Source organism: Paraliomyxa miuraensis (genome assembly GCF_026337845.1).
GTDB classification, from domain to species: domain Bacteria; phylum Myxococcota_A; class Polyangia; order Nannocystales; family Nannocystaceae; genus Paraliomyxa; species Paraliomyxa miuraensis.
This window is the reverse complement of sequence record NZ_JAOVZF010000154.1, coordinates 280,950-305,722: the sequence shown is the minus strand read 5'-3', so window position 1 is coordinate 305,722 and position 24,773 is coordinate 280,950. Positions and strand designations below refer to the sequence as shown.

The following is a 24,773-nucleotide window of genomic DNA, read 5'->3' as shown; positions in this document are numbered from 1 at the left end:
GGGCGGGTCGATGCGGTCATCGAGCATCACGTGGGGCGTGATCGTCCTGCTGGCAGCCTTGGGCTGTGAGGCCGACGATCCAGGCCGCGAGATCCCACCCATCACCTGGAGCGGCGCGCAGCTCGACTACGCGCCGCAACCAGGTGCGTACGAGCTGTGCGAGGGGACGCTGCCGTACATGGATCGGTACGTTGCGCTCGCCGCCGACGCGATGGGGGTAGAGGTCGATCGGCCGCTGGTCTACGTGCATGGGTTGGAGGAGGACGGCTCGCCATGCCCGCGGGGGGCCCTGGGCTGTTCCTTCCGCGATGCCGTGTACGCGGAGGTGGCTCCGCAGGAGCACGAGATGATCCATGGGGTGCGCGGATTTGCTGGGTTCTCGCAGCTGTTCTTCGAGGAAGGGACGGCGGAAGTGTTTGGTGACGATGCCCGCCTCCCCATGCGGGTGATGTCGAACGGAGACCTGATGGAGGGCATCGAGTCGGCCAGCGATGCGACCAGGCTGTCTACACGGTGGTACCCCCGGGCGGGGCACTTCGTGGCGCATCTGCAGGAACGCTATGGGCCGGAGGTCACGCATGCATTGCTGCGGGAGACCGACTGGGACTCGAGGGTGGAGCGGATCATCGAGGTGATCGAGGACGAGACCGGCGTGGGGTGGGAGGAGATCGTGGAGGAGTATGAGACGGTGCGGGAGTGCGCGCAGTGGCGGTATCGGTATCCGCTCCATGGGTGCGAGGAGCCGACGGCGTTGCGATCTCGGTGCGACGGGGGCGAGAAGGTATGGATCACGGAGAGGATCGCGTGCGACGAGCCAGGCACGGTTGGGCCGCGGGATGGGGAGATGTGGAAGACGATCGCGGTGGAAGTGCCCGAGGATGGTGAGTATCGGTTCTTCTCGCTGCTCAGTGATGGGGCGGTGGGGTCGGAGATGACGATCGAGGAGTGCACGATGGGGTGCGACAAGATCGTGGCCGAGGTGGCGATGGGGCTCGAGATCCCGACACCGGTGGTGTTCTTGAGGAAGGGGAGGTATGCGCTGCGGTTGACGCGGCCGGAGGGGGAGCCGGCGGAGGTTTCGGTGAAGATCGCGGGGGCGGGGTGCGAGTGACGCCGAGTGGGATTCCGCAGGCTCTACCCGCGCATCGCCTCGATCGGGGCCGTGCGCGCGGCCCGGATCGCGGGCAGGAACCCGCCGATCACCCCCATCACGCCGCCGAACACCAGCGCGGAGATCAGGATCTCCGAGGTGGGCTCGAACGCGAACACGATCTCGGAGAAGGTCTGGAAGTTCATCATGGAGAACTTGACCATGCCGAGCGTGCTGGCGGCGGCGATGCCGAGCAGGCCACCGAGCAGCGACAGGAGCACGGACTCGAACAGGAACGACACGAGGATGGTGGTGCGCGAGAACCCCAGCGCCCGCAGCACGCCGATCTCGCTCCTGCGGTTGGCCACCGCGCCGTACATCGTGATCATGGCGCCGATCATGGCGCCGATGGAGAAGAACACGGCGATGATCACCCCCATCGCGGTGATGAACACGGCGGTCTGCTCCGAGGCCTTCTCGTAGAACTCGAGCTCGGGCATGGCGTCGAACCCGAGGCGCTTGTCCTGCTCGACCGCGGCCGCGAACCCATCGAAGAGCGCGGGCGACTCGAGCCGCACGCGGACCATCGAGACCATGCCCTCGCGGCCGAAGGCCCCGGCCACGTAGTCGAGATCGCCCCAGACCTCGGACTCGTAGGACGAGCCGCCGGCTTCGAACACACCGACGACCTTGGCCGAGCGGTTCTTGCGGAGCTCGAGCTCGCCGCCGAGATCCAACCCCTCGAAGCGCCGCGCGATCTTGCGGCCCACCATGACCTCCTCGGTGCCCGGGCGGGGCAGGGTGCCCTCGACGACCTTCACCTCGGGCCGAAAGGCGATGCCCTCGGGGGTGACGCCGCGGATCACGATGTTGGACTTGCCCTTGCCGTTGGCGAGATCGGCGAAGATCACGGCCACCACGTCGCCGACGGCGAGCGGGCGGCCGTCGGCGTCCTTCTTCACGCCGGGGGCGGAGGCGATCTGGCCGACCTGGGTGTTGGCGATCGAGCTCGACAGCTCGTTGTCGGAGCCCTTGCGCATGACGACGGCGTTGTCGGGCTGCCCCGAGCGCGACAGCGTGCGCCGAAGTCCCTCGGTGAGCATGAGCGCGGCGGCGAGCACGAACACGACCAGGCCCACGCCGAGCGCGGTGGCCAGGGTGGTGGCGCGACGAACGGCGAGGTTGCGGAGGTTGTAGCGGATCGGGATCATGGCGAGCGTTTCCGGGGCGGCGCCGACGGGCGTCAGCCGATGCGACGCAGGGCGTCGATCACGTCGAGCCGCGAGGCCCGGTAGGCGGGAATCACCGCGGCGAGCCCCGCGAGCAGCATCGCGAGCAGCAGGGCGGTGATCGCCACGTCGATGGGGATCTGGAAGTACGGAAACCACGCGCCCATGTTGTCCTCGATCCACCGGCCCATGCCGTTGATGAAGGGGTAGGAGAGGCACAGGCCCGCGAGCCCGCCGAGCAGGCCGATCGCCAGGCCCTCGCCCATCACGAACAGCGCGATGTGCTTGGGGCGGAAGCCCAGCGCCAGCAGCACGCCGTGCTCGTTGGTCCGCTCGCGCACGCTCATGGCGATGGTGTTGCCCAGGATCAGCATCATGATCACGAGGATCACGCCGGAGACCACGTCGAGCGCGGTGAGGATGGCGCCGAACGAGCCCATGAACTCCATGCTGAGCGCGCGCTCGCTCATGGTGCGGGTCTGGACGTCGTGCTCCTCGAACTTGGCGTCGATGGCCTGGGCCACGTCGGCCCCGCGAGCGCCGGGCTCGATCACGGTGCTGATCCAGCCGACCCGCTCGGTCTGCTCGGGCATGGTGTCCTTGATGGACTCGTTGAGGTAGGTCCAGTGGAACACGAACTGGGTGCGGTCCACGGCGCGCCGGGTGGCGCTGTAGATCCCGCGGATCGTGAACTTCCAGTCGCCGGGGTAGATCGTGCCCAGCAGCGTGACATCGTCGCCGACGCTCCAGCCGAACTGCTTGGCGAGCGCCTCGCCGACGATCGCGCCCTGGCGATCCTCCTTCCAGGCGGCGAGCTGATCGGGGGGGACCGCCATGTCGGAGTACACGTCGAAGAACGTGTCGGAGTGGACGGCGATGGTGGCGAAGAACTCCTGCTCGCGCACGGGGTGCTTGCCCCCGAACCAGTTCTGGTAGGTGGCGGCCTTGACCCCGGGCACGGTGCCGCGCGTGCCGTCGAGCTCCTCGAAGTAGGTGCGCGGCAGGTCCATGGTGAACGAGACCTTGTGCATCGTGCCCAGGCGGTCCTGGGCGGCGTGCTCGGCCCCGGTGGACCATGCGTCGAGGGTGGTGCGGATGAACACGAACGCGAGCAGGGCGATCGCGACGCCGAGCACGGTGAGCACGGCTCGCAGGCGGTTGCGGCGGATGTTCTTGACCGACAGGCCGACGAGCGTCACGACAGCCTCCCCTTGTCGAGCTTGCGCAGCACGGAGGCACGCTCGGCGGCGGCGGGATCGTGGGTGACCATGAGGATGGTCTTGTCGAATTCGCGGTTGAGCCGCTCGAGCAGGGTGAGCACGTCGTCGGCGCTCTGGCGATCGAGCTCGCCGGTGGGCTCGTCGGCCACGATGATCTTGGGATCGTGGACGATCGCGCGGGCAATGCCCACGCGCTGCTCCTGACCGCCCGAGAGCTGCTGCGGGCGGTGGTCCATGCGGTCCTCGAGGCCCACCACGCGCAGGGCGGTCTGCGCCCGCTTCTTGCGCTCGGAGGCGGGCACCTTGGTGAGCAAGAGCGGCAGCTCCACGTTCTCGACGGCGGTGAGCACGGGGATCAGGTTGAAGTGCTGGAACACGAACCCGATGGTCTGCGAGCGCCACTTGGCCAGCGCCGCCTCGCTCAGGTCGCCGAGGCTCTTGCCGGCCACCTCGATGCGGCCTCGAGTCGGTCGATCGAGGCCGGCGATGATGTTCAGCAGCGTGGTCTTGCCGGAGCCGGACGGGCCCATCAGCGCCTCGAACGAGCCCTCGGGGATCTCGAGGTCGAGCTCTTCGAGCACGTCGAGGCGCTCCTTGCCGCGCCAGAACGTGCGGCCGAGATCCTGGCAGCGGATGATGGTGGGCTTGTCGGCCCTGGGCTTGGTGTGGCCGTCGTCGGCCTTGGTCGCTTCGGCGCTCATGAAGCTTGGTCCTTTCGTTCGACCTTCTGGCCGTCTTCGAGCGAGCTGGGCGGCTCGCGCACCACGGTGGCCCCCGGCTGCGGTCCCGCGAGCAGCTCGAATCCCGAGCCCACGGTCTCCCCGAGCTCGACGGTCTGCATGCGGACGGTGTCGTCGTCGAGCACGAACACCACGGTGCTGCCGTTGCGCTCGTCGATCGCGGCGGCGGGCACGATGACCTTGGGGGCGGCGTCGGCGAGCGCGGGGTCGGGCTCGCCGGTCAAGAAGCTCACGCGCGCGGCCATGTCGGGCAGCACGCCCTGTGCATCGCCGTCGAAGCGAACCTTGACGGTGACGGTGGCCTTGGCGCGATTGACCTTGGGGGTGATCTGCTCCACGCGACCCCGATAGGTGCGGGTGGGGTAGGCGTCGAGCACGATCTGGCAGGGATCCTCGAGCTGCACCAGGTGCAGCCGCCCCTCGGGCACGTCGGTCTCGACCATCAACGAGCCGAAGTCGGCGAGCTCGACCAGCGCGGACGCTTGCACGCCGACCAGCTCGCCGACCTGGGCGGGCTTGGCGACCACGGTGCCATCCATGGGCGCGGTGATGGTGTAGTCGGCGAGGTTGACCTCGATGGCGTCGACCTCGGCCTTGACGGCCTTGACGTTGGCCTCGGCGGCGGCCACCTGCTTTTGCACGGCGAGCGCACGGAACTCGAGATCCTCGGCGGCGGCGAGCTGACCCACGCCGCGCTGCACCAGGGCGCGCTCGCGCTTGGCCTGTTGCTGGGCGTCGGCGAGCTCGGCCTTGGCGGTCTGCACCTGCGCCTTGGCGGCGAGCAGGCGGGCCCGGGCGGTGTTGAGCAGCGCTCGCTGGTCGGCGGCCTCGAGCTGCGCGAGCACGTCGCCGGCGGCGACCACCTGACCCTCGCGCACGTGCATCTCCTTGATGCGCCCGGGCACGCGAGCGCCCACCCGGGAGAGCCGCTGGGGCACGACGTAGCCGGTGGAGGTGAGCTTGGCCTGGGCCTCGGCGGGGGTGACGACGACGATCTGCGTGACGTCGACCTCCGGCCGCAGCACCTTGGCCTCGACCAGCGGCTTGCCGTAGATCCAGGCGGCCGCACCCGCGATCCCGAGCACAGCCAGCAACACCAGCCGCCGCAGCCAGCCGGAGCTCGGCGGGCCGTCGTCGCGGGCGATGCGAAGCGACGCGAGGTCGTTCGAGAGCTGGTCGGCCATGGGCGGGGGCGGAGGGTAGCGCACGCATCCGCGCGCGGGACAAGGGGACCCGTGGGTGCGCGGGGGACGAGGTCGCGAACGGCGTTACGATCGCTCGGGGCCGAGGGCCCGTTCTGCGCACGCGGGGTTTCGCCGTCGACGGGGATCCATCCGAGGGGAATCCCTCGACGGGCAACGGTCAGCCAGGGGAACGCCGGTGCCGAGAACCCTCGACGATGAACCAGTCGATGGGGGAGGACCCGCGACGCGCTGCCAAATCTGGGTGTTTGGTTCGTGTGTCATCGATCGACATCGGAAGGGCACCATGGGTGCGGTGTCGAAGGCCGGTGATGAGCGTGAGGGTGTTGCAGATGATCGATGCGTGCAGGCAGGTGTCGTTGTCGCTCGTCGTCGCGATGGCGGTGGCGTGCACCGGAGGGGGTGATGGAGAGACGCGCGAGGACGACGGCCCGGGGCTGACGGGGCTCGACTCCGCCACCACGGATGCGCCCGCGACGGGCAGCACGTCGAGCGCGACCGAGGTGGCGGACGAGACCAGCGCCGACACCGAGACCGACGTCGAGATCGTGGAGGTGCAGATCCTCCCCGCGTCGCCGTTCCTCGAGGTCGTCGATGGGGTGCTGCCGGCTCCGATCCAGCTGCAGGCGGTGGGCATCACGGCCGCGGGCGCGCAGGTGCCGGTGGAGGGCACGTGGGAGGTCGATCGCCTCGACGTGGCCAGCGTGGACACGTCGACCGGCGAGCTGGCGGCGTCGGGGCTCGCGGGTGGGATCGTGACGGTGGACTTCACGTCGGCGTCGGGTGATGCCCAGACGCTGGCCACGGTCAAGCTCCACTACCACGACGACGGCGGCGTCGACGATGGCACGCAGAACCTGTTCCCCGGCGCGGGGCCGGCCGATCCGTCGCTGACGCTGCTCTATCCGTACACCGACACCGTGTTCCCGCGCGACCTGACCGGGCCGGTGGTGATGTGGAACGGCGGCACGGCGACCGACACGTTCTACCTGCACCTGGAATCGCCGACGTTCGAGTACGAGGCATGGATGACCGGGGTGGATCCGGGGCGCTACGCGTTCCCCACCGTGCCCACCGACATCTGGTCGAAGCTCACGCACTCCGTGGTGGCCGATGACATCTCGGTGGCGCTGCAGCGCTACGACGGCGCGACCGTGTACCAGCCCGTCACGTCGAGCTGGCACATCGCCGACGCCGATCTCATCGGCATCATCTACTACTGGGAGGTCAACAACGGCAACGTGGTGCGGCTCAAGCTGGGCGATCCTGCCCCCGAGCCGTTCCTGCAGAAGCCCCCGGGGGTGACGTGCGTGGCGTGCCACAGCGTGTCGGCGGACGGGACGACGCTGGTGGCCTCGTTCCACGGCGGCTACAGCCCCTGGGGCACGTTCGAGACCTCCGATGGGGCGTCGTTGTTCGCGACGGACACGACCTCGGGCTTCCAGGCGATCTCGCCCGAGGGGGACTACGTGGTGTGGGGGCAGACCAGCGGGGTGGCGAACCTGAGCACGTTCGACAGCCTGACGGTGCTGGCGAGCCTGCCCCCGCCGGCGGGCGGCGGGTTCCCGGCGTTCCCGGCGTGGTCGCCCGACGGCACCAAGCTGGCGTACACGGTGCGCACCGATGGCAACTGGCTCGACTTCAACCACTCGAGCGTGTGGGTGAGCGACGTGGACCTGGTGACGCCGGGGTTCGCCAACGATCACCTGCTGGTGGCGCCCACCGCATCGCGCACGGCGGTGACGTTCCCGACGTGGAGCCCGGACTCGGAGTGGCTCGCGTATGGGCTGGCGACGCAGGCGCGCACGCGGGGGGCTCTCGGCGAGCTGGGGCTCTCCAACCTCGACGGGTCGCAGCAGGTCATGCTCGATCGCGGCTGCGGCGTGGGCTATCTGTCGGGCGATCAGAGCTCGGCGTGCTACGAGCCCACGTTCATGCCCGAGTCGCGCGGCGGCTACTTCTGGCTGGTGTTCGTGTCGGAGCGCACCTACGGCAACATCCTCACCAACACCGATCCGGTGACGCGCAACAAGCAGCTGTGGGTCACGGCGATCGACGATCCACCGCAGCCGGGCACGGACCCGAGCCACCCGGCGTTCTGGCTGCCGGGGCAGGAGACCAACAACCAGAACATGCGCGGGGCGTGGACGCTCGATCCGGGCGACATCGCGGGGTGAGCCCCGAGCCGATCACGGGCCGGGGTTGCGCTCCCCGGCTCGCGCCTCCGTGGGCTCGCCCGCGGAGGCGCGGGGCTCGGTGAGCAGCAGCAGGCCGGCGAGCGCGAGCAGCAGGCCCGCGCCCTTGCGCAGATCGAGGGTCTCGCCGAACGCGAGCATGCCGACCGGCACCAGCACCAGCGCCACCGCGGCGCTGCAGTAGAGCGCGGCCACGCCGAGGGTCCAGCCGGCACGGTAGGCGAGCAAGAAGCCCAGCTCGATGAGCACCACCGCGGCGCCGAGGGCATAGGTGGCGGGGCCGAGGCGGCGGAGCGCGACGGTCATGCCCTCGCCGCCGCCGAGCCACGGCCACAGCAACAGCGACAGCACCAGCGCCACCGCGTAGGTGACCACGAGCGAGGCGGCCGGGCTGACGTCGGGGCGGATCGCCTTCTGGCACAGGTGGTAGCCGACGTTGGCGAGGATGGTCAGCCCGATGGCCAGGGGGTAGAGCGGCATGGCGCCGCCACTATTGTCACAGGGGCCGGCGATTGGGAAACGCCGGGGCGGTCGTCAGGGCTGGGGCTCGCCGCTGGTGGTGGCGTCGCTGGTGGTGCCCCCGGTGGTGCCTCCGGTGGTCGTTGGCGGCGGAGTCAGGCCCGGGACGTCCTTGCACTCGCCGTGCTCGCAGCGCTGGTCTGCGGTGCAGGCCCGGCCGCGCTCGCCCTCGGTCGTGCAGCGCTCCTCGGCTCCGCAGTGCTCGGGGTCGGAGTCGGGATCGATGCAGCGGTCGTTGCACAGCAGCCGCCCCGGGGGACACGCGTAGACGCACTCGCCCTCGACGCAGTGCGATCCGCCGCGGCACACCGGTGGGGCGGAGCCGGAGGGGCACGCCTGGCGACCGCAGTGCTCGTCGGAGCGAGGGTCGACGCACGTGGCGTCGCAGCGGAGCGTCCCGGCGGGGCAGCGGGGCCGGCAGCGACCCTGGTCGCACAGCTCGTCGGCCCCGCATGCAGTGGCTTCCTCGCAGCGGCCCGTGACGCCGCACCAGGTGGGGTGGTGACGGGGGTCCACGCAGTGGCCCCCGCAGACGAGCTCGTCGGGGGCGCACGTGGTGGTGCACGTACCACCGACGCACTGCTCGGTGGAGCCGCAGGCGCGCCCGTGGGTGCAGCCCGGGGCCGCGCCGCAGAATTGGTGGTCGGTGCCGGGATCGATGCAGCGGCCGTTGCAGTCGATCTGCGAGGCGGGGCACGAGAGCACGCACTTGCCCTTGCGGCACGACTGTCCCGGGCCACATGCGACCCCCGATCGCTTGGGGTCGCGGCAATCCTTCGCACCACAGAAGCGATCGTCGGTCTTGGGGTCGATGCAGGTTCCCGCGCACTCGAGCTCGCTGCCCCCACACGTGGTTCGACACGTTCCGTCGTCGCAGAGCTGCCCGTCCTTGCAGGGCACGGGTGGGTCGCCGCATGCGAGCGGGTTCGAGCGGGGGTCGACGCAGCCGTCGCTGGCTTCCACGAGGCCAGCCGCGCAGGTGCACGTGCCGGCCACGCAGGCGCGGCCATTCTTGCAGTCGTTGCCGCACTCGCCACAGTGGTCGCCGTCGGAGGCCAGCGCCTTGCAGTCCCCGTCGCACCGCGCGAGCCCCCGAGCCTCGCAGGCATCACGGCACTGGCCGTGGTGGCAGATCTCGTCCGCGGTGCAGCGCTCGTCGCATGCACCGCAGTGCTCGGGCCGCAGGAAGAAGCGATCGTTGTTGCTCTTGCACTCGTCCTCGCAGTAGATCTGATCGTCGTCGCAGCGGCACTGGCCCTGGTGGCACGTGCGGGGCTCGGCGCACGGCAGGTACGGGCCTCCGCAGTGCTCGGCGCTGCTCTGGGTGTCGGCGCACACGCCCGGTGCCACGCCCGCGAGGCCCGGGGGGCACTGGCAGCCCTGCGCGGTGCAGACCAGATCCTGGTCCTCGCGACATGGCTCGCCGATGGGCATGCACGTGCCGTCGCAGCGCGCTCGACCCTCGGGGCACGGCCCCACCGCGTTCCACCCCCACAGCAGCAGCGAGACGAGCACGGCTGCGATCAGGACGACGCCGAGCAGCTTGACCACGGTGGCAATGGGGCCCAGGCCGAGCCGCACGAGCCGCTTGGCGGTGTCGACCGAGGGAATCCGCGCCCAGTGACCGCCTCCGAGCAGCCGTGCGAGCGTGCTGTGGGCCAGGCGCCGGCTCGACCACCACCACGGCCAGTCCTGGGGCCGAACGCTCCGCATGGGGCGGCTGGCCATCTCGGCCTCGATCACGCGCGCGAGGTCGGCCCCCTCGGCCTGGATCTCCATGGTGCCCCAGGGGTAGCCGCCGACCAGGCACCGATAGAGGATGACGCCCACCGCGAACACGTCGCGCTTGCGCCAGTCGTGGGTGGTGCTGGTCTGCGGGGCGCGTGGCTTGTAGAAGGGGGTCCCGCGCGCGTGCTCGTAGGGCTGGTCGTCGCGGTGGGCGTGGCCGAAGTCGAGCAGCACGGCGCGATCGAACAGCAGCGCGTTGCCCTCCTGCGGGATGATGATGTTGGCCGGCTTGATGTCGGTGTGGAGGACCCCGCGTCCATGGATCGCCTCGAGGGTCTCGAGCAAGCGCAGGCCCAGCGCCTCGGCCTCGCTCGGCCGCAGCCGCCGCTGGTCGAGCACGTCCGAGAGCTTCTCGCCCGCGACGTAGTTGGTGACCAGGCCCACCCGCGTGCCGATGGCGGGCAGCCACAGCTCGATCTCGGCGTGAAAGCGGATCACGCCGTCGTCGTCCCCGAGCGAGCGGATGATGTGGCTCTCGCGCTTGGCCCCTTCGTCGTCGGTCTTGAACAGCTTGAGCGCGAACCAGCGCAGGGTGGGGGCGGCGGACGAGTCGGGACCGGCCTGGGCGGGCGGGCCGAAGCTCGACCGTCGGTCGTTGGAGCCCGACTGTCCGGGTGGCTGCTCGTCGGAGGTCGGATCGTCCTCGGAGTCGCGGCTGGGATCGTCGTCGACCTGGTAGATCTTGTAGACCCATGCCTGCGCCCCCTCGCCCAGGGAGTCGCCGCGGCGAAGCACGAACGGAAGCTCGCGGTCGCGGGCCTCGATGCTGAGCATGGTGACCCGCGCCCGATACGTGCGGCCGTGCTCGAGCCCCATGCCTACCCGGCCGACGGTGGGAGCGTGGGCTGACCGAAGATCAGGTGCCGGTTGTCGAGGATGTGGCGCGAGATGTCGTCCATCGACCCGTAGGTATAGGTCTTGAGGTTGATGGGCCCGGCTGCGCCGTTGGGCTGGTGGTGGCTGCTGCGGATGAGGAACGGCAGGTTGTCGAGCCGGCTGGCGACGAACGCGAACACCACCTTGCCCATCGCGAGCGCGGCACCCACCTCGACCAGGGCGCTGCTGCTGCGGCGGTTGGGCATGACCAGCACCAGGACCCGGCTCTGGCGGATGCTGCGGAGGTTGCGTTCGAGCGCGACGTCGGTGGGTTGGGTCGCCCCGTGAGCGACTTCCTTGATGCGACAGGCGATGCGCGTGATCCGGCCGGCCTCCAGCATCTCGATGAGGCTGCGGATCTGCTCGCGGTGCTGATCGTAGGCCGGCTGGGCGAGCCCATCCATGGGGGTGCTGATGTAGAGGTCGTACTTGATCTCGAGCGACGGGCCGGGGTCGACGGGCCCGGGCATCGGGGAGGGGTCGTCACTGGTGCGCCGGGGCTGGCCGAGCTTGACCACGACCCACAGGCACACCAGCAGCATGGCGATGGCCCCGATCGCCAGGATGGCCTGGAGGTTGGTGTCCTGGGTGGTCGCCGCGAGGTAGCCCAGCACGCCGTCGGCTGCCGCAACGACGGCAAGCAGCACTCCCCAGTGGTTTCGCGGTTGGTCCGACATCCGAGGCGAGGGGATCCTAGCGCATTCTCGCGGTTCGAGGCTCGACTGCGCGGTTTCGGCCGGGCTCGTGCGCTGGATGGCGAGCGTGGAGACGGGCGCGTGAGCGAGCCGATCGGGTGCTCGCGCTCAGGCGCCGAGGCGTCGCAGGACCTCGTCGGCGATCGCGAGGCAGGCGGTGAGACCCGGGCTCTCGATGCCGTAGAGATGGCACAGGCCGGGCACGCCATGCTCGGCGGGGCCTTCGATGACGAAGTCGGGCGTGGTGCCGGGGGGTGGACCCGGCGGGCCGTGGAGCTTGGGGCGGATCCCGGCCGTGTCGGGCTGCAGGGCGGCGGGGTCGAGCGCGGGGTAGTAGCGCGACACGGCACGGGCAAAGGCCGGCGCGCGCTCGGGATCGACGGTGTAGTCGATGCGATCGACCCACTGTCGATCGGGACCCAGGCGCACGCGACCCGCAAGATCGAGGGTGACGTGGATCCCGAGCGTGGTGGCGTCGGGCATGGGATAGACCAGGTGGGAGAACGGGGCGGGGCCGGTCAGCGCGAAGTAGCTGCCCTTGAGCAGGTACGACCGGGGCACGCGCTCGAGGGGCGAGCCCTCGATGGTGCGGGCGACCTTCGGCGCGAGCAGGCCGGCGGCGTTGATCAAGCGCTGGCACTTCAGCTCTGTGTCACCGGCCCACACGCGCAGGCCGTCGTCTTCCACGCGAGCCCGCACGAGCGTGGTGTGCAGCGCGAGCATGGCTCCGGCCTGCTCGGCATCGGCCCACAGCGCGCGCATGAGCGCGTGCGCGTCGACGATGCCGGTGGACGGAGACCACAGGCCCTCGACCGCCCGCACCGCGGGCTCGAGCGCGCGGACGTCGGGGCCGGACAGCGGGCGAAGGTCGACCACGCCGTTGTGCTGGGCCTGGGCATGGAGCCGACGCAGGGCGGGTCGCTCGGCCTCGGTGGTGGCCACGACCAGCTTGCCGAGCACGCGATGCGCCACGCCCCGCGCCTCGCAGTAGCGCACCAGCGCGCGGCGGCCCTCCACGCACAGGCGCGCCTTGAGGCTGCCGGGGGGGTAGTAGAGCCCGGCGTGGAGCACCTCGCTGTTGCGCGAGGAGGTGTGCTGGCCCGGGGCGCCCTCGCGCTCGATCACCACGACCTCGCGGCCGGCGAGGGCGAGCGCCCGCGCGATGGCCAGGCCGATGACCCCGGCGCCCACCACGAGCGCGTCGATCTTGGTGGTCATGCGGTGGAGCATAGCCGCGTGGTACAACGGTGGGCGCGACGCCGTGCCGGTGGATCGACCCACGCCGGATCCCGAGGCGACCGTGCAGACGGTCGACAGCCTCGGACATGCCATCGATGGGGCCCTCGACGGGGCGGACGAGTGGGACGTTCTCGAGGAGCGGCAGGCGCTGGCCCAGATCGAGGCGCGGCTGTTCTCGCGGGTGCGGGACCCGGTTCGACTGTCGCGCTACCTGCTGCTGCGGCCGCTGGGGTCGGGCGGGGCGGGGGTGGTCTACGACGGCTATGATCCCGAGCTCGCCCGCCGCGTGGCGATCAAGGTGCTCCGGTCGGGGTGGCGCGAGGCCGACGCGGTGGCCCGGGCCAGGGCGCGCTTCGTTCGCGAGGCGCAGTCGATCGCCCGCCTGTCGCACCCCAACGTGATCGCGGTGTACGACGTGGGTACGTACTCGGCTGGATCGCTCGAGCCGGGGGCGTGCGAGGGGCTCGAGCCAGGCGGCGCCCAGGGGACGGGCGCGGGCGTGTTCATCGTGATGGAGCTGGTCGAGGGCCACGACCTCGGCGCCTGGCTCGAGCGCGAGCGCCCCGGCTGGCGCGAGATCGTGGAGCGGTTCCTCGCGGCCGGCGAGGGGCTCGCGGCCGCGCACGCGGCGGGCGTGGTGCACCGCGACTTCAAGCCGAGCAACGTGCTCGTGGGCGACGACGGCTCGGTGAAGGTGGTGGACTTCGGGCTGGCGCTGACCTACGGGGCGAGCGAGGGCTCGTTCGAGCCGGGCTCGTGGGAGCCGGGCTCGCCGACGTCCACGGGGAACGGCTCGTTCGAGGTCTCCGAGGCGCTCGATCGCCTCACGCGAACCGGCATGCTGCTCGGCACGCCCGCCTACATGGCGCCCGAGCAGCACCGTGGTGAGGCGGCCGATCGAAAGGCGGATCAGTTCGCGTTCTGTGCGTCGCTCTACCGGGCGCTCTACGGGCGGCATGCGTTCGAGGGGCGCGATGTGGACGAGCTGCTCGTCTCCAAGAGCGCCGGTCGACCGCGGCCGGTTCCCGATGATACGCGCGTGCCGGCCTGGGTGCAGCGGGTGGTGCTGCGGGGGCTGCAGACCGATCCCGCGCAGCGTCACGGGAGCATGCACGAGCTGCTGCGGGCGCTGCGAGCCGATCCGGCGCGTCGCGTGCGTCGCTTCGTGACGCGGGCCGCGGTGCCGGTGGGCGTGGCGGCGCTGGCCTATGCGGCCTACGTGGCCACGCGTCCCGGCCAGGTGATGGTGAGCGCGGTGTCGGGCGGCCAGCCGGTGCCCGGTGCCTCGGTGACCGTGGACGACCAGGTGCTGACGAACGGACGGGGCGAGGTGGCGGTGGGTCTGCACCGCGTGCGGGTGACGGCGCCCGACCACGAGCCGACCGAGGCGGTGGTCGACGTGCAGCGGGGAGGCGTGCACGAGTTCGCGGTGGAGCTGCGCCACGAGCAGGGCACGTTCGAGCTCGAGCTCGAGCCCTCGGGGGGGCACGTGCTGGTGGACGGGGTCGACTATGGCTCGCGCCTGCAGGGGCTGGCCGTCGACACGGGCGTGCACGAGCTGCTGCTGCGGCACGAGGGCTACGTGGACGAGCGCCTGCAGTGGACGGTGCGGGCGGGGGAGACCCGCCGCGGGTTCGTGTCGCTGCGCAAGGCGCTTTGGTGGTCGCGGCCGGCGTCGGGGGCGGGGCTCGAGGCGCGGTGGCTGGGCGATGCCAACGGTGACGGCCTCGACGATCTGGTGCAGCGGCGCTTCTTGCTGCTGACCGCCTACGACCCCTGGAACGATCGCGAGCTGTGGCGGGTGGCGCTGTCGCCGAGCGCTCGCTATCGGCTGTGCGACGTGGATGGCGACGGGGTGCGCGACGTGATTGCGCTGCACCAGGACGAGGCGTCGGCGGGACTTCGGATCTTCGATGGTGCCTCGCGCTCGCGCCGTCCCGAGCCGCGGGTGGCGATCGATGAGTCGTGGGCGGGCCGGACGGAGCCGGGGTTGGGGCTGGGGCTGGGCGAGGTGGTGTGTCTGCCGGCGGCGGAGGGCGGCGAGGCAACGGTGGTGGTGGCGGGGCTGCGACCTGGCGAGGTGGTGGCGCTGCATGGTCGCGAGGGCTCGCAGCGCTGGTCGTGGGCGATGGCCGATGATCAGCCGCTCACGGTGGTGACGCTGGAAGGGTCCGCCGACGGGTCCGCGCCGGCGCTCGGTGTGGTGGGCTTGCACGGAGTGCATGGGCTGTCGGCCGAAGGAACGCTGCGCTGGTCGACGCCGCTGCCGGTGGTCGCTGGCGACGAGGGGCCGCTGCAGCCCGACCCCGAGCGGGTGAAGGCGCTCTCGCGGGCCCAGGAGCAGGCCCACGGCTGGGTGGGCACGGCTCGCATCGACGAGGTTCCCGGCCAGGATCTGCTGGTGCCGGTGAGCGAGGGCGAGGCCGGTGCGGAGGATGCCGGCCGGTGGTCGTTGGTGGCGCTGGGCGGGGTCGACGGTCGCGAGCGCTGGCGGCATCCGCTCGATGGGCTGGCCGTGGTGTCGTCCGAGGCGCTGGTCGACGTGGATGGCGATGGTGCCGACGATGTGCTGCTGACGGGGAGGCGCGGCGGGGATGGGTCCGGGACGATGGGGCTGTTGTCCGGTCGCGGTGGCGAGGTCCGCTGGACCCGACCGTACGGCACCGGAGGCCCCGGTGGCGCGGCGGCATGGTTGCTGCGCGCGCGACCGCGGCCGCTGGTGGCCACGGTCTCGGCGATGGACGGCGTGCACGCGCTCGAGCTGCTCGATGCGGCCTCTGGTGCCGTGCATGCGCGTGGCGAGCTCGAGGCTGGCGGCAGCTCACCGGTGGTGGTGGCCGACTGGGACGGCGACGGGCGCGACGATCTCGTGCTCGGCACCCGCGATGGAGTGCTGCGCGCGTTCGACCTGGACGCCCGCCCGCTGGGGGCGGTGCCGCTGCGGATTCCGGTCAGCGCGATCGAAGCCAGTCGTGACGCCAACCGCGATGGGTTCGTGGATCTGTTGATGGAAGCGCGCGGTCCCGCCGTGGTGGTGGGGCCCAAGGTGCGCTGGGACCGACGCCCGCTCGATGCGATCCGGGCCACGCCGGTGGTGGCCGACCTCGACGGCGATGGAGCCCTCGAGCTGGCGCTGTTCGGCCCGCTCGATGATGCCAATCGGCTCGAGCTGGTCGATGCGCGCACGGGGGAGCTTCGGGCCTCGAGCGCGCCGGGGGACACGCCGATCGTGATCCGCCCGCCGGCGCTGCTGCCCCGGGGCCGCGGCTTCGATCTGCTGGCGATGGGCTCGGGCGGCGTCCGTCGCTTTCGCGGCTCCGATGCCGCGCTCGTGGGGCGGTTCGAGTCCGGCGAGGCCTACGCCAGCCCCACCGTGGGCGACGTGGACGGCGACGGACGACCCGAGGTGGTGGTGGCGACCTGGGAGGATCCAGGGCAGGTGCACGTGCTCGACGGCGAGTCGCTCGCGCTGCGCTGGTCGGCCGCACTCGGCCCGCTGGGGGCCTTTGGAGCGCCCTGGGTGGGCGACGTGGACGGCGACGGGGAGGCCGAGGTGGTGGTGGCCTCGCTCGATGGTCGCGTGATCTGCCTGTCGTCGACGGGTCAGGAGCGCTGGGCCACGCAGACCGGTGGGCGGCTCAACTTCCAGCCGACGGTGGCCGATCTCGATGGCGACGGGGCGCCGGAGCTCCTCGTCACGCCGCACATGGACGACGACCCGCTGGTGGTGCTGCGGGGACGCGACGGTCGGGAGCACGCGCGCTGGCCCGGGGTGGCGACCCGGCGTGCGCGACCGGAGGTGCTCGACGTGGACGGCGATGGCCGGCCCGAGGTGCTGCTGTCGAGCGCCTCGCGGGGGATCGTGGGCCTGTCCGGCGACGGTGGGGTGCGCTGGGAGTATGGCTTTCGCGACGTCGACGGGCTGCAGCCTGCGGCGGCCGGCTCGCCGGTGGTGGCGGATCTCGACGGCGACGGGGCGGCCGAGGTGGTGGCGGGCTTCGAGGACGGATCGCTGCACGTGGTGGACGCGCGAGATGGCGCGCTGCGGTGGCGGTTCCAGACCGGTCGCGAGGAGGTCGAGGCCTCGCCGGTGGTGGCCGACGTGGACGGGGACGGGCGCGCGGAGGTGTTCGTGGCCGGGCACGATCGCCACCTGTTCTGCCTGGAGGACGGGCCCAAGCGCCGTGATGGGCGGTGGTGATGGGCGGTGGTGATGGGCGGTGGTGATGGCCGATGGGCCCGGGCGTTGGTACCGTGGCGATCGCGTGCAAGACGACGTGCAGCTGCTGCAGGCCTGGCGGGCGGGGGACAACGACGCGGGATCGCGGCTGCTGCGTCGGCACTTTCGCACGCTGTTTCGGTTCTTCCGCTCCAAGGTCGGTCACGGGGTGGAGGATCTCGTGCAGCAGACGATGCTCGCGTGCGCCGACGGGGTGCACCGCTTTCGTGGGGAGGCGAGCTTCAAGACCTACCTGCTGGCGATCGCGCGGACGCAGCTGCTGATGCACCTGCGCAAGCACGCGCGCAAGGACAAGCCGGTGGTGGAGCTCGAGACCTCGGTGGCCGACGTGCTGGGCTCGCCCTCGCTGGAGGTGGCGGGCAAGGACGAGCAGCGGCTGGTGCTGCACGCACTGCGGCACATTCCGGTGGATCTGCAGATCGCGGTGGAGCTGCACTATTGGGAAGAGATGCGGGTGGAGGACATCGCGGTGGTGGTGGGGATCCCCCCGGGTACGGTCAAGAGCCGGCTGCACCGCGCGCGTCGGCTGGTGCGGGAGCAGATCGAGCACGCCGAGGCGGTGCCGCAGGCGCTGCGCGAGTCGACGGCGGGAGATCTGGATCGGTGGGCGATGGCGCTGCGCGAGAAGCTGGGCGAGCGCTCGGCGAGCGAGGACGGGTAGCCGCGAGCGCGGCCTCACGCTCGGGCATTCGCAGCTCTCCGCGTCGGGCTGCGATAGCATGTGGCAATGTTCGGTGCTCTCTACCTGCGTGACTCCCGGGTCTCGGCGCGATTGCTCGTCTCGGCCGTGGTCATCACGTCCTGTGCCACCCCCAAGTCGCCGGCTCGGGCCCCGGCGGCGGGCGGGCAAGCGCCCAGCTCCGACTCGCAGCCACCCGAGCCAGGCCCATCGCAACCGTATCCGCAGATCCTGCTCGACGTCAGCAACCCCGCCGCCGACGAGGGGGAATTCTGGAGCGTCGAGATTCACGCCGATCGCACGTTGACCAGGGAGCACACTTGGTCGGACGGTGCGCAAGACACCGTGCAGACCTGTACCGCCGTGCTCGCGCCCGAGGACGTCGACCCCTGGCTGCGACGGCTGGCGCAGGATGCCACGCTGGAATCGCCGCCGCCGCCGATTACCCGCCCGGACGGCGACCTGTCGGGCTACGACTACACCGTCGGCTACGCGACCAATGCCGGCACCGTGCGGTACGCGGACCCCGATCCGTGGCGGGTAGAACTCGATGCCTGGTTCAGGCGCCTCGTGACAGTGGCCGGCGAGTGCAGGTCCGACACTCCCGTCCCGCCCAACACCGGTCCTGCCACCGACGAATGAGCGGCCGCACGCCAAGCGTTAGAGCGCACCGAAGAAGTCTACATGATGTCCCACCTCGTGCTCGACTTTCCGTGTACGGGTGGAAGGTGGGCCGAGCTTGGTCGTGGCACCCCGTGGGTGGCGGCCCCGACGCTGCCGCGGGTCGGGCCACGCATCTCCATCGTGGCGACCAAGACGTCGTTCTCGCGCCGGTTCGCGCCCGAGCGATGGAGCGTGATCTCGAGAACGCTATCATCGAAGGACCACCGCGGTCGTCGCACGGATCGACGCCGGGGGCATTGGAGGTGGATGCCGTGATCGTGCATGGATCGAGGGCTGGAATGATGATCGGTGCGGCCGCCGTGCTGCTGAGCTGCCAGCGAGCGCCCGCCCCCGCGTCGTCCGCCGACGGCACCAGCACGGGCGAGGCGGACGGCACCACCTCCACGGGGCAGGTGGTCGACGACACCGCCGGGCCCTCCACGGGCGACCTTCCTCCCGACGAGCCCGACGACGAGCGCTTCTGGATCACCCACGCCTTCGGCCCGCTCGCGATGCCGGCCTGGGACGACGATGCCTCCCGCTGCGTGTCGTGGACGGTCGGCAACGCGCGGCCCGTGTACGCGCAGGCGGTGCTGGCGAGCAACGAGGGCGGCTTTCATCACAGCAACTGGTTCGTCGTACCCGAGGACGTGTACCCGGGCCCCGATGGCTACTGGCCCTGCGACGAGCGCGGCTTCAACGAGCTCGACGCGGCCACCAAGGGCACCGTGCTGTTCGCCCAGTCCACCCAGAGCTACGTGGAGGAGCAGCGACTGGCGCCGGGGGCGGTGCTCAAGCTCCCCGAGCGCGCCAAGATCGTCGCGGGCCTGCACACGCTCAATGCCTCGCCGCGGGCGCAGGAGTCTGGGCTGTGGATCAGCCTCGAGCCGCTGCACCCGGCCGACGTGACCGCGGTGGTGAGCCCGGTGTCGATGCAGTACCACGATCTGCACCTGCCGCCGATGACCGAGTCGCGCGTGACCGCCGACTGCAATCTGGCGACTCCGTATGCGATCACGTCGGCGGGTGATCCGCTGTGGCTGCGGGTGCACTACATCCTGCCGCACTATCACTACCTGGGGAACCACTTCGACGTGACCGTGGTGGGCGGCGAGCTCGACGGGCAGTCGATCTTCTCGATCGAGGGCTTCGACGCCGACGCCAGCGGCATGACGTTCGATCCGCCGCTCGATCTGCCGGGCGCCACGGGTCTGCGGATGACCTGCGGCTACGACAACTGGACCTCCAACGCGGTGGAGTGGGGCAACGGCGACGGCGAGATGTGCGTGATGCTGGCGCTGGTGGAGACCGACTACGTGATCGGAGCCTCGGTCGACCTGGGCAACCACCTCGTCGACGTGGTGGACGGCATCCACATGTACGAGGGGGTTTGCATCGGCCTGGCGCTGCCCAAGGCCCCGGAGCAGGGGATGCCCACGGAGCCGGAGATCCTCGCGCCGCTCTACCTTCCGCCGATCGATCCCGCCGATCAGGGCCTGCCTCCGATCCCGCCGTGCCACGATGCCGATCCGAGCGCGGAGCCGGATGCCCCGGCCACGCTCGGCAGCCTGAGGGAGACGATCTTCGCGCCGGGCTGCAGCTTCTCGTCGTGCCCCGGTCCGCTCGGCGCGGCGGGGCTCGATCTGACGGCGGCCGATCTACACGCGGAGCTGCTGGGTCACGCGCTGGTGACCCCGGCCGGCATGCCGCTGGTGGATCCCGGCAACCCGGACAACAGCTGGCTCTACCATCTCCTGGCCGACTGCGAGCCCACCGTGGCGAGCGGCGTGGTGGTCTCGCACATGCCCAAGAACGCGCCCAAGCTGCTCGACGACGAGCTGGTGGCGCAGCTGCGGGTATGGATCGAGGCGGGGGCGCTCGACGACTGAGCGCATGACGACGCGCGTGCCACGAGGTGGCCCCACGCCACGTTCCGTCGCGCCTGCGACGTCGCGTGGCACCGAGGGACGCCGACCATGCTCATGAGCAGCTTCCGCCACTGCAGAACACATCGAAGCCATCGCTCGTCTTCGACTGGGTTGCGCACGTGTGATAGTTCGAGTCGTCGAGGCTGGGAGGGTAGGGAAACCATGCGGAGACCGTCGCGGGCTGGCCGTCTCGGTCGGTGGCTGCGACCTGCACGTGTGGGGCGGCCAGGGGCGACACGCCGCTGAGGCAATTGAGGAATCTCGCCATGGAATCGTAGAGGTTCGTGTAGTCGTCGGGATCGCTGGTGTTCCGGTACGTGACGCTCTTCCAGGTGGTCCCCGAGGGCAGGAGATGGACCGCGGTGATGCGATTGTCGTAGTTGGCAAGGGTGCTCACGTAGATGAATGCCGTGTCCCGCCCACCGGCATCCGAGTCGGACAGGACGAACTTGGCGGTGAGGGGATTGAGCTGGAGCGGATCGCCGAAGACGGAGGGAGACTGGGCCGTTCGGGAGCGGAGGTCCTCGGCGGCCGTGACGCTCTCGCTGCCATCGTCCTCTGCCTCGTGTCCTGCGTCGTAGTACACCCAGAACGGCGAACTCACGTTGGGCTTGGGAGGCACTCGCTCCACCTGGTAGTCGATCTTCGAGTCCTGCACGTCGACCGGACACCTGGACTCTTCATACTGCCCCGCCAGGCAGCCCTCGTAGTAGTCGTACTCCTCCGGGCACACGGGGATCGGCGGGGGAAACGAGGGCGTGGGGTTGGGACTGGCCCCCTTGGCCCTGATCTTCGGATCGCCCGCGATCGCGATGCCGTTCCCGTTTGCGTTGCCGACCCCCCAGATGCGCAGGCGATAGGTCGTCCCGTCGTCGTCGAGCGCAGGGAAGCTCAGGGTGCTGGTGACCTTCTCGCTGTCGCGACAGTCGTCGGAGTCATGGGACTTCTCGACGAGGTTGCCCTCGTCGTCGAGCGAGCACCAGCCCCACTTCGTCGTCGAGGCGAGACCAACGCATGCCTTGATCTGGAGCTCGCCCGTCGTGGTCTCGTCGTACTCGAACACCCCGGTCGTCTTGCTGGCATCGAGATCGAACCCGACGCCTTCCGGGCCCTCGAAGTAGGGGAACGGGTTGGTGCCGTCGGGCTGCCGAATCCTCAGATCGCCCACGACCTTGCCCGTCGCACCCCTGAACCCGCGCTGCGCCGCATCGAGCTCCGTCCCCCCGCCGGGCTCGAGCACGAAGCAGTGCCCCTCGATCCCCTTGCAGGACTCGAGCGCGTCACAGGGGGCGGCCTCCGCATCGCCCTTGGATTCGTCGTCACACGACGCTCCGAGCACCAGCACCCACATCAATCCCAGGGTCCACGCGGCATGTCGCTTCGTTCCCGCGCTCTCGATGCTACGATCCTCCATCGTCTCGCTCCTCGTCGTCCCTCGCGGGACCGTTCGTTCCCTGGATCTCGTCGAAGGGCTCGGCGATCGCACCCAGCGCTCGTCGCAGCCCCTTCATCCTCTGCACACCCGCTTCGTCGGACAGCAGCCGTCGCGCTTCCCTGGCCAGCGCCCGAGCCTCGGTCTCGTCGTCACCTTCGAGCGCGAGCGCGAGCCCCACGGCGATCTCGCCGCGCTCGGTGGGCACGCTCGGCGAGCTGAGCTGCCAGGCTCGCCGCAGCGCCACGGCAGCCGGCCCTCGCTGGCCCAATCCCAGCAGCGCCAGTCCCCGGCCCTTGAGCGGATAGAGCCGGTCGGGCTCGTCCTCGCCCTGGTCCCGCACGATCATGCGATCGGCGCGCTCGAACAGCGGCAGCGCGTGCTCGAATCGACCCAGTGCCACCAGGCTCTCACCGAGGTTGGACACGGTCAGGGCGAGCACGCCGTGCTCGGGTCCGTAGGCGCGCTCGTAGAGGGCGATGGCCCGCTCGTACGCGGCAACTGAGGCCTCGAGCTCGCCGACGCTGAAGTGAAGCACGCCCAGGGCCTCGAGCGCCGCGGCATGCTCGGGATGATCCCGCGGGAGGATCTGCTCGGCTCGGCGTGCATGCTCGATGGCGTCGGCCAGCCGCCCCTGGTCGTGCGCGAGCCCGGCCAGGCCCACGTGGGCGCGACCTGCGTCGAGCGAGCGAGCCAGGCCGGCCGCCGCCAGAGCCTGCAGCGCGCGCTCGTAGTGCGCTCGAGCCTCGTCGAAGCGGCCCACGTCTCGCAGGGCCGATGCGATGTTGTACTCGGTGCGCGCGGTCACGGGGTGGTCTGGGCCGAGCAGGGCGCGATTGAGCTCGAGCGCCTCCGCGGAGCGCTCCACGGCTTCGGTGTGGCGTCCGCGGTCTCGCAGCACGATCGCGAGCTCGTCGAGCGTCTCCGCCAGCCGCAGCTGGCTCCGCGAGCCCTCGGCCCGGCGCGCGAGCTCCACCGCACGCTCGAGCTGGTCCTCGGCCCGAGCCAGATCACCGGCGAGCGAGTCGAGCTTGGCGCCCGTCTGCAGCCGGATCCACGCGACCTCTTCGAGCTCGGCGAGTCCCACCCGCTCGTAGAGCATCTGCGCGTCGAGCCACCAACGCCGACCGGCGTCCGGATCGGACAGGTCGCCCCCGGCGTACCGAGCCAACCTCGACCAGCTCTCGGCCGCCAGTGCATCGTGCCGATCTCGCACCCCATCGCGAGCCGCTCGCTCCAGGCTCGCCACGCCCTCGGCATGCGCACCGCCGACGATCTCGAGCTCGCCCAGCACCGCTCGCGCCTCCGAGGCCACCGGGCGGTACCCGGAACGCTCGGCCGCCTCCAGGGCGCGCCGCGCTGCCACCAGCCCCTCGTGATATCGCCCCAGCCGCAGCAGCGCACGCGCCTGCTCGACCTGCGCTCGCGCCAGCTCCACCTGCTCGGCCACCTCGTCCGCGGGGGGCCGGACCTCGGCGCGCAGCCGCTCCACGTCCTCGCAGGCCTCGACCTCGGGCAGCCCCAGCATCGCCCGCGGCGCTCGCTCGACCACCGCCGCATCGGCCGAGACCAGCACCTCCCAAAGCGCTGCGAGCTGGGCTTGCTGCCGCTCGAGGCACGCCATTCGTAGATCCATGGCCTCCGCCGACTGCTCGCCACGCACGCGATGCGCCAGGCAGGCCTCGTGCTGCGCCCGGCCGAGCGTCGTGACCCAGCCGTCGAGGGCATCCTCGATCGCCGACCAGCTCTGCCGGGCATATGCCACGCCGGTGTCCTCGAATGCGCGCTCGATCATCGCCTTGCGCTCGTCGTCCCAGATCCCGGGCAGCACCCCGCGGGCTCGTGCCTCCAACCCCGCGCAGGGCTCCGGCTCGGACCCGCGGAGCATCCACGCCGCCGCCACCACGGCCGGCACGAGCCCCAGCAGCGCGCCAGCGCCCACCAGGCGCAGCCGCTTGCCGCGGAACACGGCCCGAAGCTCGTCGAGGAGGGCGTCCATCGACGGCCAGCGAGCGTCCGCCTCGAGCTCCAGCCCGCGCACGACGGCCGCGAGCACCCGCCGCGGTACTTCGTGTCCGCGCGTGGGGGGCTGCCTTCGCCCGGCGATGATCTCCCGCAGGATCGCATCCGCGGCGTCCCCCGCCAGCGCGCGCTCGTCCGACGGCACGAACGGGCGCACGCCGAACAACCCCTCGTAGAGGGCCACGCAAAAGGCCCACTGATCCGAGGCGGGCGTGACCTCTCGTCCCTCGAGCTGCTCGGGCGCCATGTAGGCGGGTGATCCCAGCCGAGTTCCGGCCGCGGTGACCCGCTCGAGACCACACGCGCGGCCGGATCGCTCCGTCCCCGCTTCATCCATGGTGCCCGAGTCTCCACCGTCGTCGTCCGTGGTGGTCACCGCGCGCGCGAGCCCGAAGTCCAGCACGCGTACGCGACCGTCGTCGCCCACCATCACGTTGTCGGGCTTGAAGTCGCGGTGCACGATGCGCTGCGCGTGGGCGGCGGCCAGTCCCTGACCCGCCTCGACGAAGGCCCGCAGCACCTGCGCCCACGGCCGTCCCTTCGCGGTCCACTCGCGCAGGGTCTGGCCCTGCACGTGCTCCATGGCGATGTACATGGTGCCGTCGCACCAGCCCACGTCGTGGACCTGCACGACGTTGGGGTGCGAGAGCCGGGCCATGGCTCGGGCCTCGCGTTCGAAGCGCTCGCTGCCCTGCGCGCCCCTGGCGGTCATCAGCTTGATGGCCACGGTGCGACCGAGCTGCTCGTCGTGGGCCGCGACGACCGCACCCATGTTGCCGCGGCCCAGCTCCCCGGTCACCACGAAGCGGCCGATCCGGGGCGTCGGGTCGGGATCACCGAGGGTCCTGGCGACGACCTTCTGCATGTCCCAGCCGTACTGCGGGCCCCTCGCGGAGCTTCGGCCCAGATCTTCCAGCAGGCCCCGCAGGCGCCAGTCGCCCGACTCCGAGCCCTCGGAATCGCCGCCTTGGCGGCTGCGGTCGGCTGAGCGCTCGTCCACGGCCATGGGATGGTAC

The 24,773-nt window shown here is 71.0% G+C and carries 16 protein-coding genes; 6 read left to right on the top strand and 10 right to left on the bottom strand.

All coding sequences use genetic code 11. The features are described 5' to 3' along the window. The first annotated feature begins 37 nt into the window (after positions 1-37). On the top strand, positions 38-1,111 hold the full coding sequence (locus OEB96_RS23450) for a hypothetical protein (RefSeq protein ID WP_266218931.1): 1,074 nt from the start codon (positions 38-40) through the stop codon (positions 1,109-1,111). 23 nt (positions 1,112-1,134) lie between these two features. Here OEB96_RS23450 and OEB96_RS23445 read toward each other — a convergent pair whose 3' ends face one another. Genes OEB96_RS23445 through OEB96_RS23430 form a run of 4 tightly spaced genes read right to left on the bottom strand, consistent with a single transcriptional unit; the run spans position 1,135 to position 5,463 of the window. Continuing rightward, on the bottom strand, positions 1,135-2,301 hold the full coding sequence (locus tag OEB96_RS23445) for an ABC transporter permease (protein WP_266218930.1): 1,167 nt from the start codon (positions 2,299-2,301) through the stop codon (positions 1,135-1,137). A 32-nt stretch (positions 2,302-2,333) separates the two neighbouring features. Then, the gene (locus OEB96_RS23440) at positions 2,334-3,518 is read right to left on the bottom strand and encodes an ABC transporter permease (protein WP_266218929.1); all 1,185 of its coding nucleotides are present in this window, start codon (positions 3,516-3,518) and stop codon (positions 2,334-2,336) included. After that, complete coding sequence (locus tag OEB96_RS23435; RefSeq protein ID WP_266218928.1) at positions 3,515-4,240, bottom strand: ABC transporter ATP-binding protein; 726 nt, start codon at positions 4,238-4,240, stop codon at positions 3,515-3,517. The genes OEB96_RS23440 and OEB96_RS23435 overlap by 4 nt, the downstream gene beginning before the upstream one ends. Further along, positions 4,237-5,463 (bottom strand): efflux RND transporter periplasmic adaptor subunit, encoded by a 1,227-nt coding sequence (locus tag OEB96_RS23430; protein ID WP_266218927.1) that lies wholly within the window; start codon positions 5,461-5,463, stop codon positions 4,237-4,239. The genes OEB96_RS23435 and OEB96_RS23430 overlap by 4 nt, the downstream gene beginning before the upstream one ends. Before the next feature lie 329 nt (positions 5,464-5,792). On the opposite strand from OEB96_RS23430, the gene OEB96_RS23425 reads away from it, so the two are divergent. After that, positions 5,793-7,658 carry a TolB family protein gene (locus OEB96_RS23425; protein ID WP_266218926.1) on the top strand — a complete coding sequence of 622 codons (1,866 nt, stop codon included), beginning with the start codon at positions 5,793-5,795 and terminating at the stop codon, positions 7,656-7,658. Between the two features lie 12 nt (positions 7,659-7,670). Here OEB96_RS23425 and OEB96_RS23420 read toward each other — a convergent pair whose 3' ends face one another. The 4 genes from OEB96_RS23420 to OEB96_RS23405 all read right to left on the bottom strand — a co-directional run bounded on the left by OEB96_RS23420 (position 7,671) and on the right by OEB96_RS23405 (position 12,772). After that, positions 7,671-8,156 carry a hypothetical protein gene (locus OEB96_RS23420; RefSeq protein ID WP_266218925.1) on the bottom strand — a complete coding sequence of 162 codons (486 nt, stop codon included), beginning with the start codon at positions 8,154-8,156 and terminating at the stop codon, positions 7,671-7,673. Between the two features lie 54 nt (positions 8,157-8,210). After that, positions 8,211-10,799, bottom strand: a complete 2,589-nt coding sequence (locus OEB96_RS23415; protein WP_266218924.1) for a protein kinase domain-containing protein — start codon at positions 10,797-10,799, stop codon at positions 8,211-8,213. 2 nt (positions 10,800-10,801) lie between these two features. Further along, positions 10,802-11,536 carry a hypothetical protein gene (locus OEB96_RS23410; RefSeq protein WP_266218923.1) on the bottom strand — a complete coding sequence of 245 codons (735 nt, stop codon included), beginning with the start codon at positions 11,534-11,536 and terminating at the stop codon, positions 10,802-10,804. 126 nt (positions 11,537-11,662) lie between these two features. Continuing rightward, complete coding sequence (locus tag OEB96_RS23405; RefSeq protein WP_266218922.1) at positions 11,663-12,772, bottom strand: NAD(P)/FAD-dependent oxidoreductase; 1,110 nt, start codon at positions 12,770-12,772, stop codon at positions 11,663-11,665. Between OEB96_RS23405 and OEB96_RS23400 the strand changes: the two genes are divergently transcribed. The 4 genes from OEB96_RS23400 to OEB96_RS23385 all read left to right on the top strand — a co-directional run bounded on the left by OEB96_RS23400 (position 12,771) and on the right by OEB96_RS23385 (position 20,264). After that, entirely contained in the window at positions 12,771-16,994 is a 4,224-nt protein-coding gene (locus OEB96_RS23400; protein WP_266218921.1) for an FG-GAP-like repeat-containing protein, read from the top strand. The two genes, OEB96_RS23405 and OEB96_RS23400, sit on opposite strands and share 2 nt — an antisense overlap. Before the next feature lie 64 nt (positions 16,995-17,058). Beyond that, entirely contained in the window at positions 17,059-17,694 is a 636-nt protein-coding gene (locus OEB96_RS23395) for an RNA polymerase sigma factor (protein ID WP_266218920.1), read from the top strand. 66 nt (positions 17,695-17,760) lie between these two features. Beyond that, positions 17,761-18,354, top strand: a complete 594-nt coding sequence (locus OEB96_RS23390) for a hypothetical protein (protein WP_266218919.1) — start codon at positions 17,761-17,763, stop codon at positions 18,352-18,354. Between the two features lie 320 nt (positions 18,355-18,674). After that, positions 18,675-20,264, top strand: a complete 1,590-nt coding sequence (locus OEB96_RS23385; RefSeq protein ID WP_266218918.1) for a hypothetical protein — start codon at positions 18,675-18,677, stop codon at positions 20,262-20,264. Positions 20,265-20,355: 91 nt separating this feature from the next. Here OEB96_RS23385 and OEB96_RS23380 read toward each other — a convergent pair whose 3' ends face one another. Both OEB96_RS23380 and OEB96_RS23375 read right to left on the bottom strand, forming a co-directional pair. Next, positions 20,356-21,717: a hypothetical protein gene (locus OEB96_RS23380; RefSeq protein WP_266218917.1), complete on the bottom strand. Its 1,362-nt coding sequence runs from the start codon at positions 21,715-21,717 to the stop codon at positions 20,356-20,358. Beyond that, entirely contained in the window at positions 21,704-24,757 is a 3,054-nt protein-coding gene (locus OEB96_RS23375; RefSeq protein WP_266218916.1) for a serine/threonine-protein kinase, read from the bottom strand. Before OEB96_RS23375 ends, OEB96_RS23380 begins: the two co-directional genes overlap by 14 nt. Positions 24,758-24,773 lie beyond the last annotated feature (16 nt).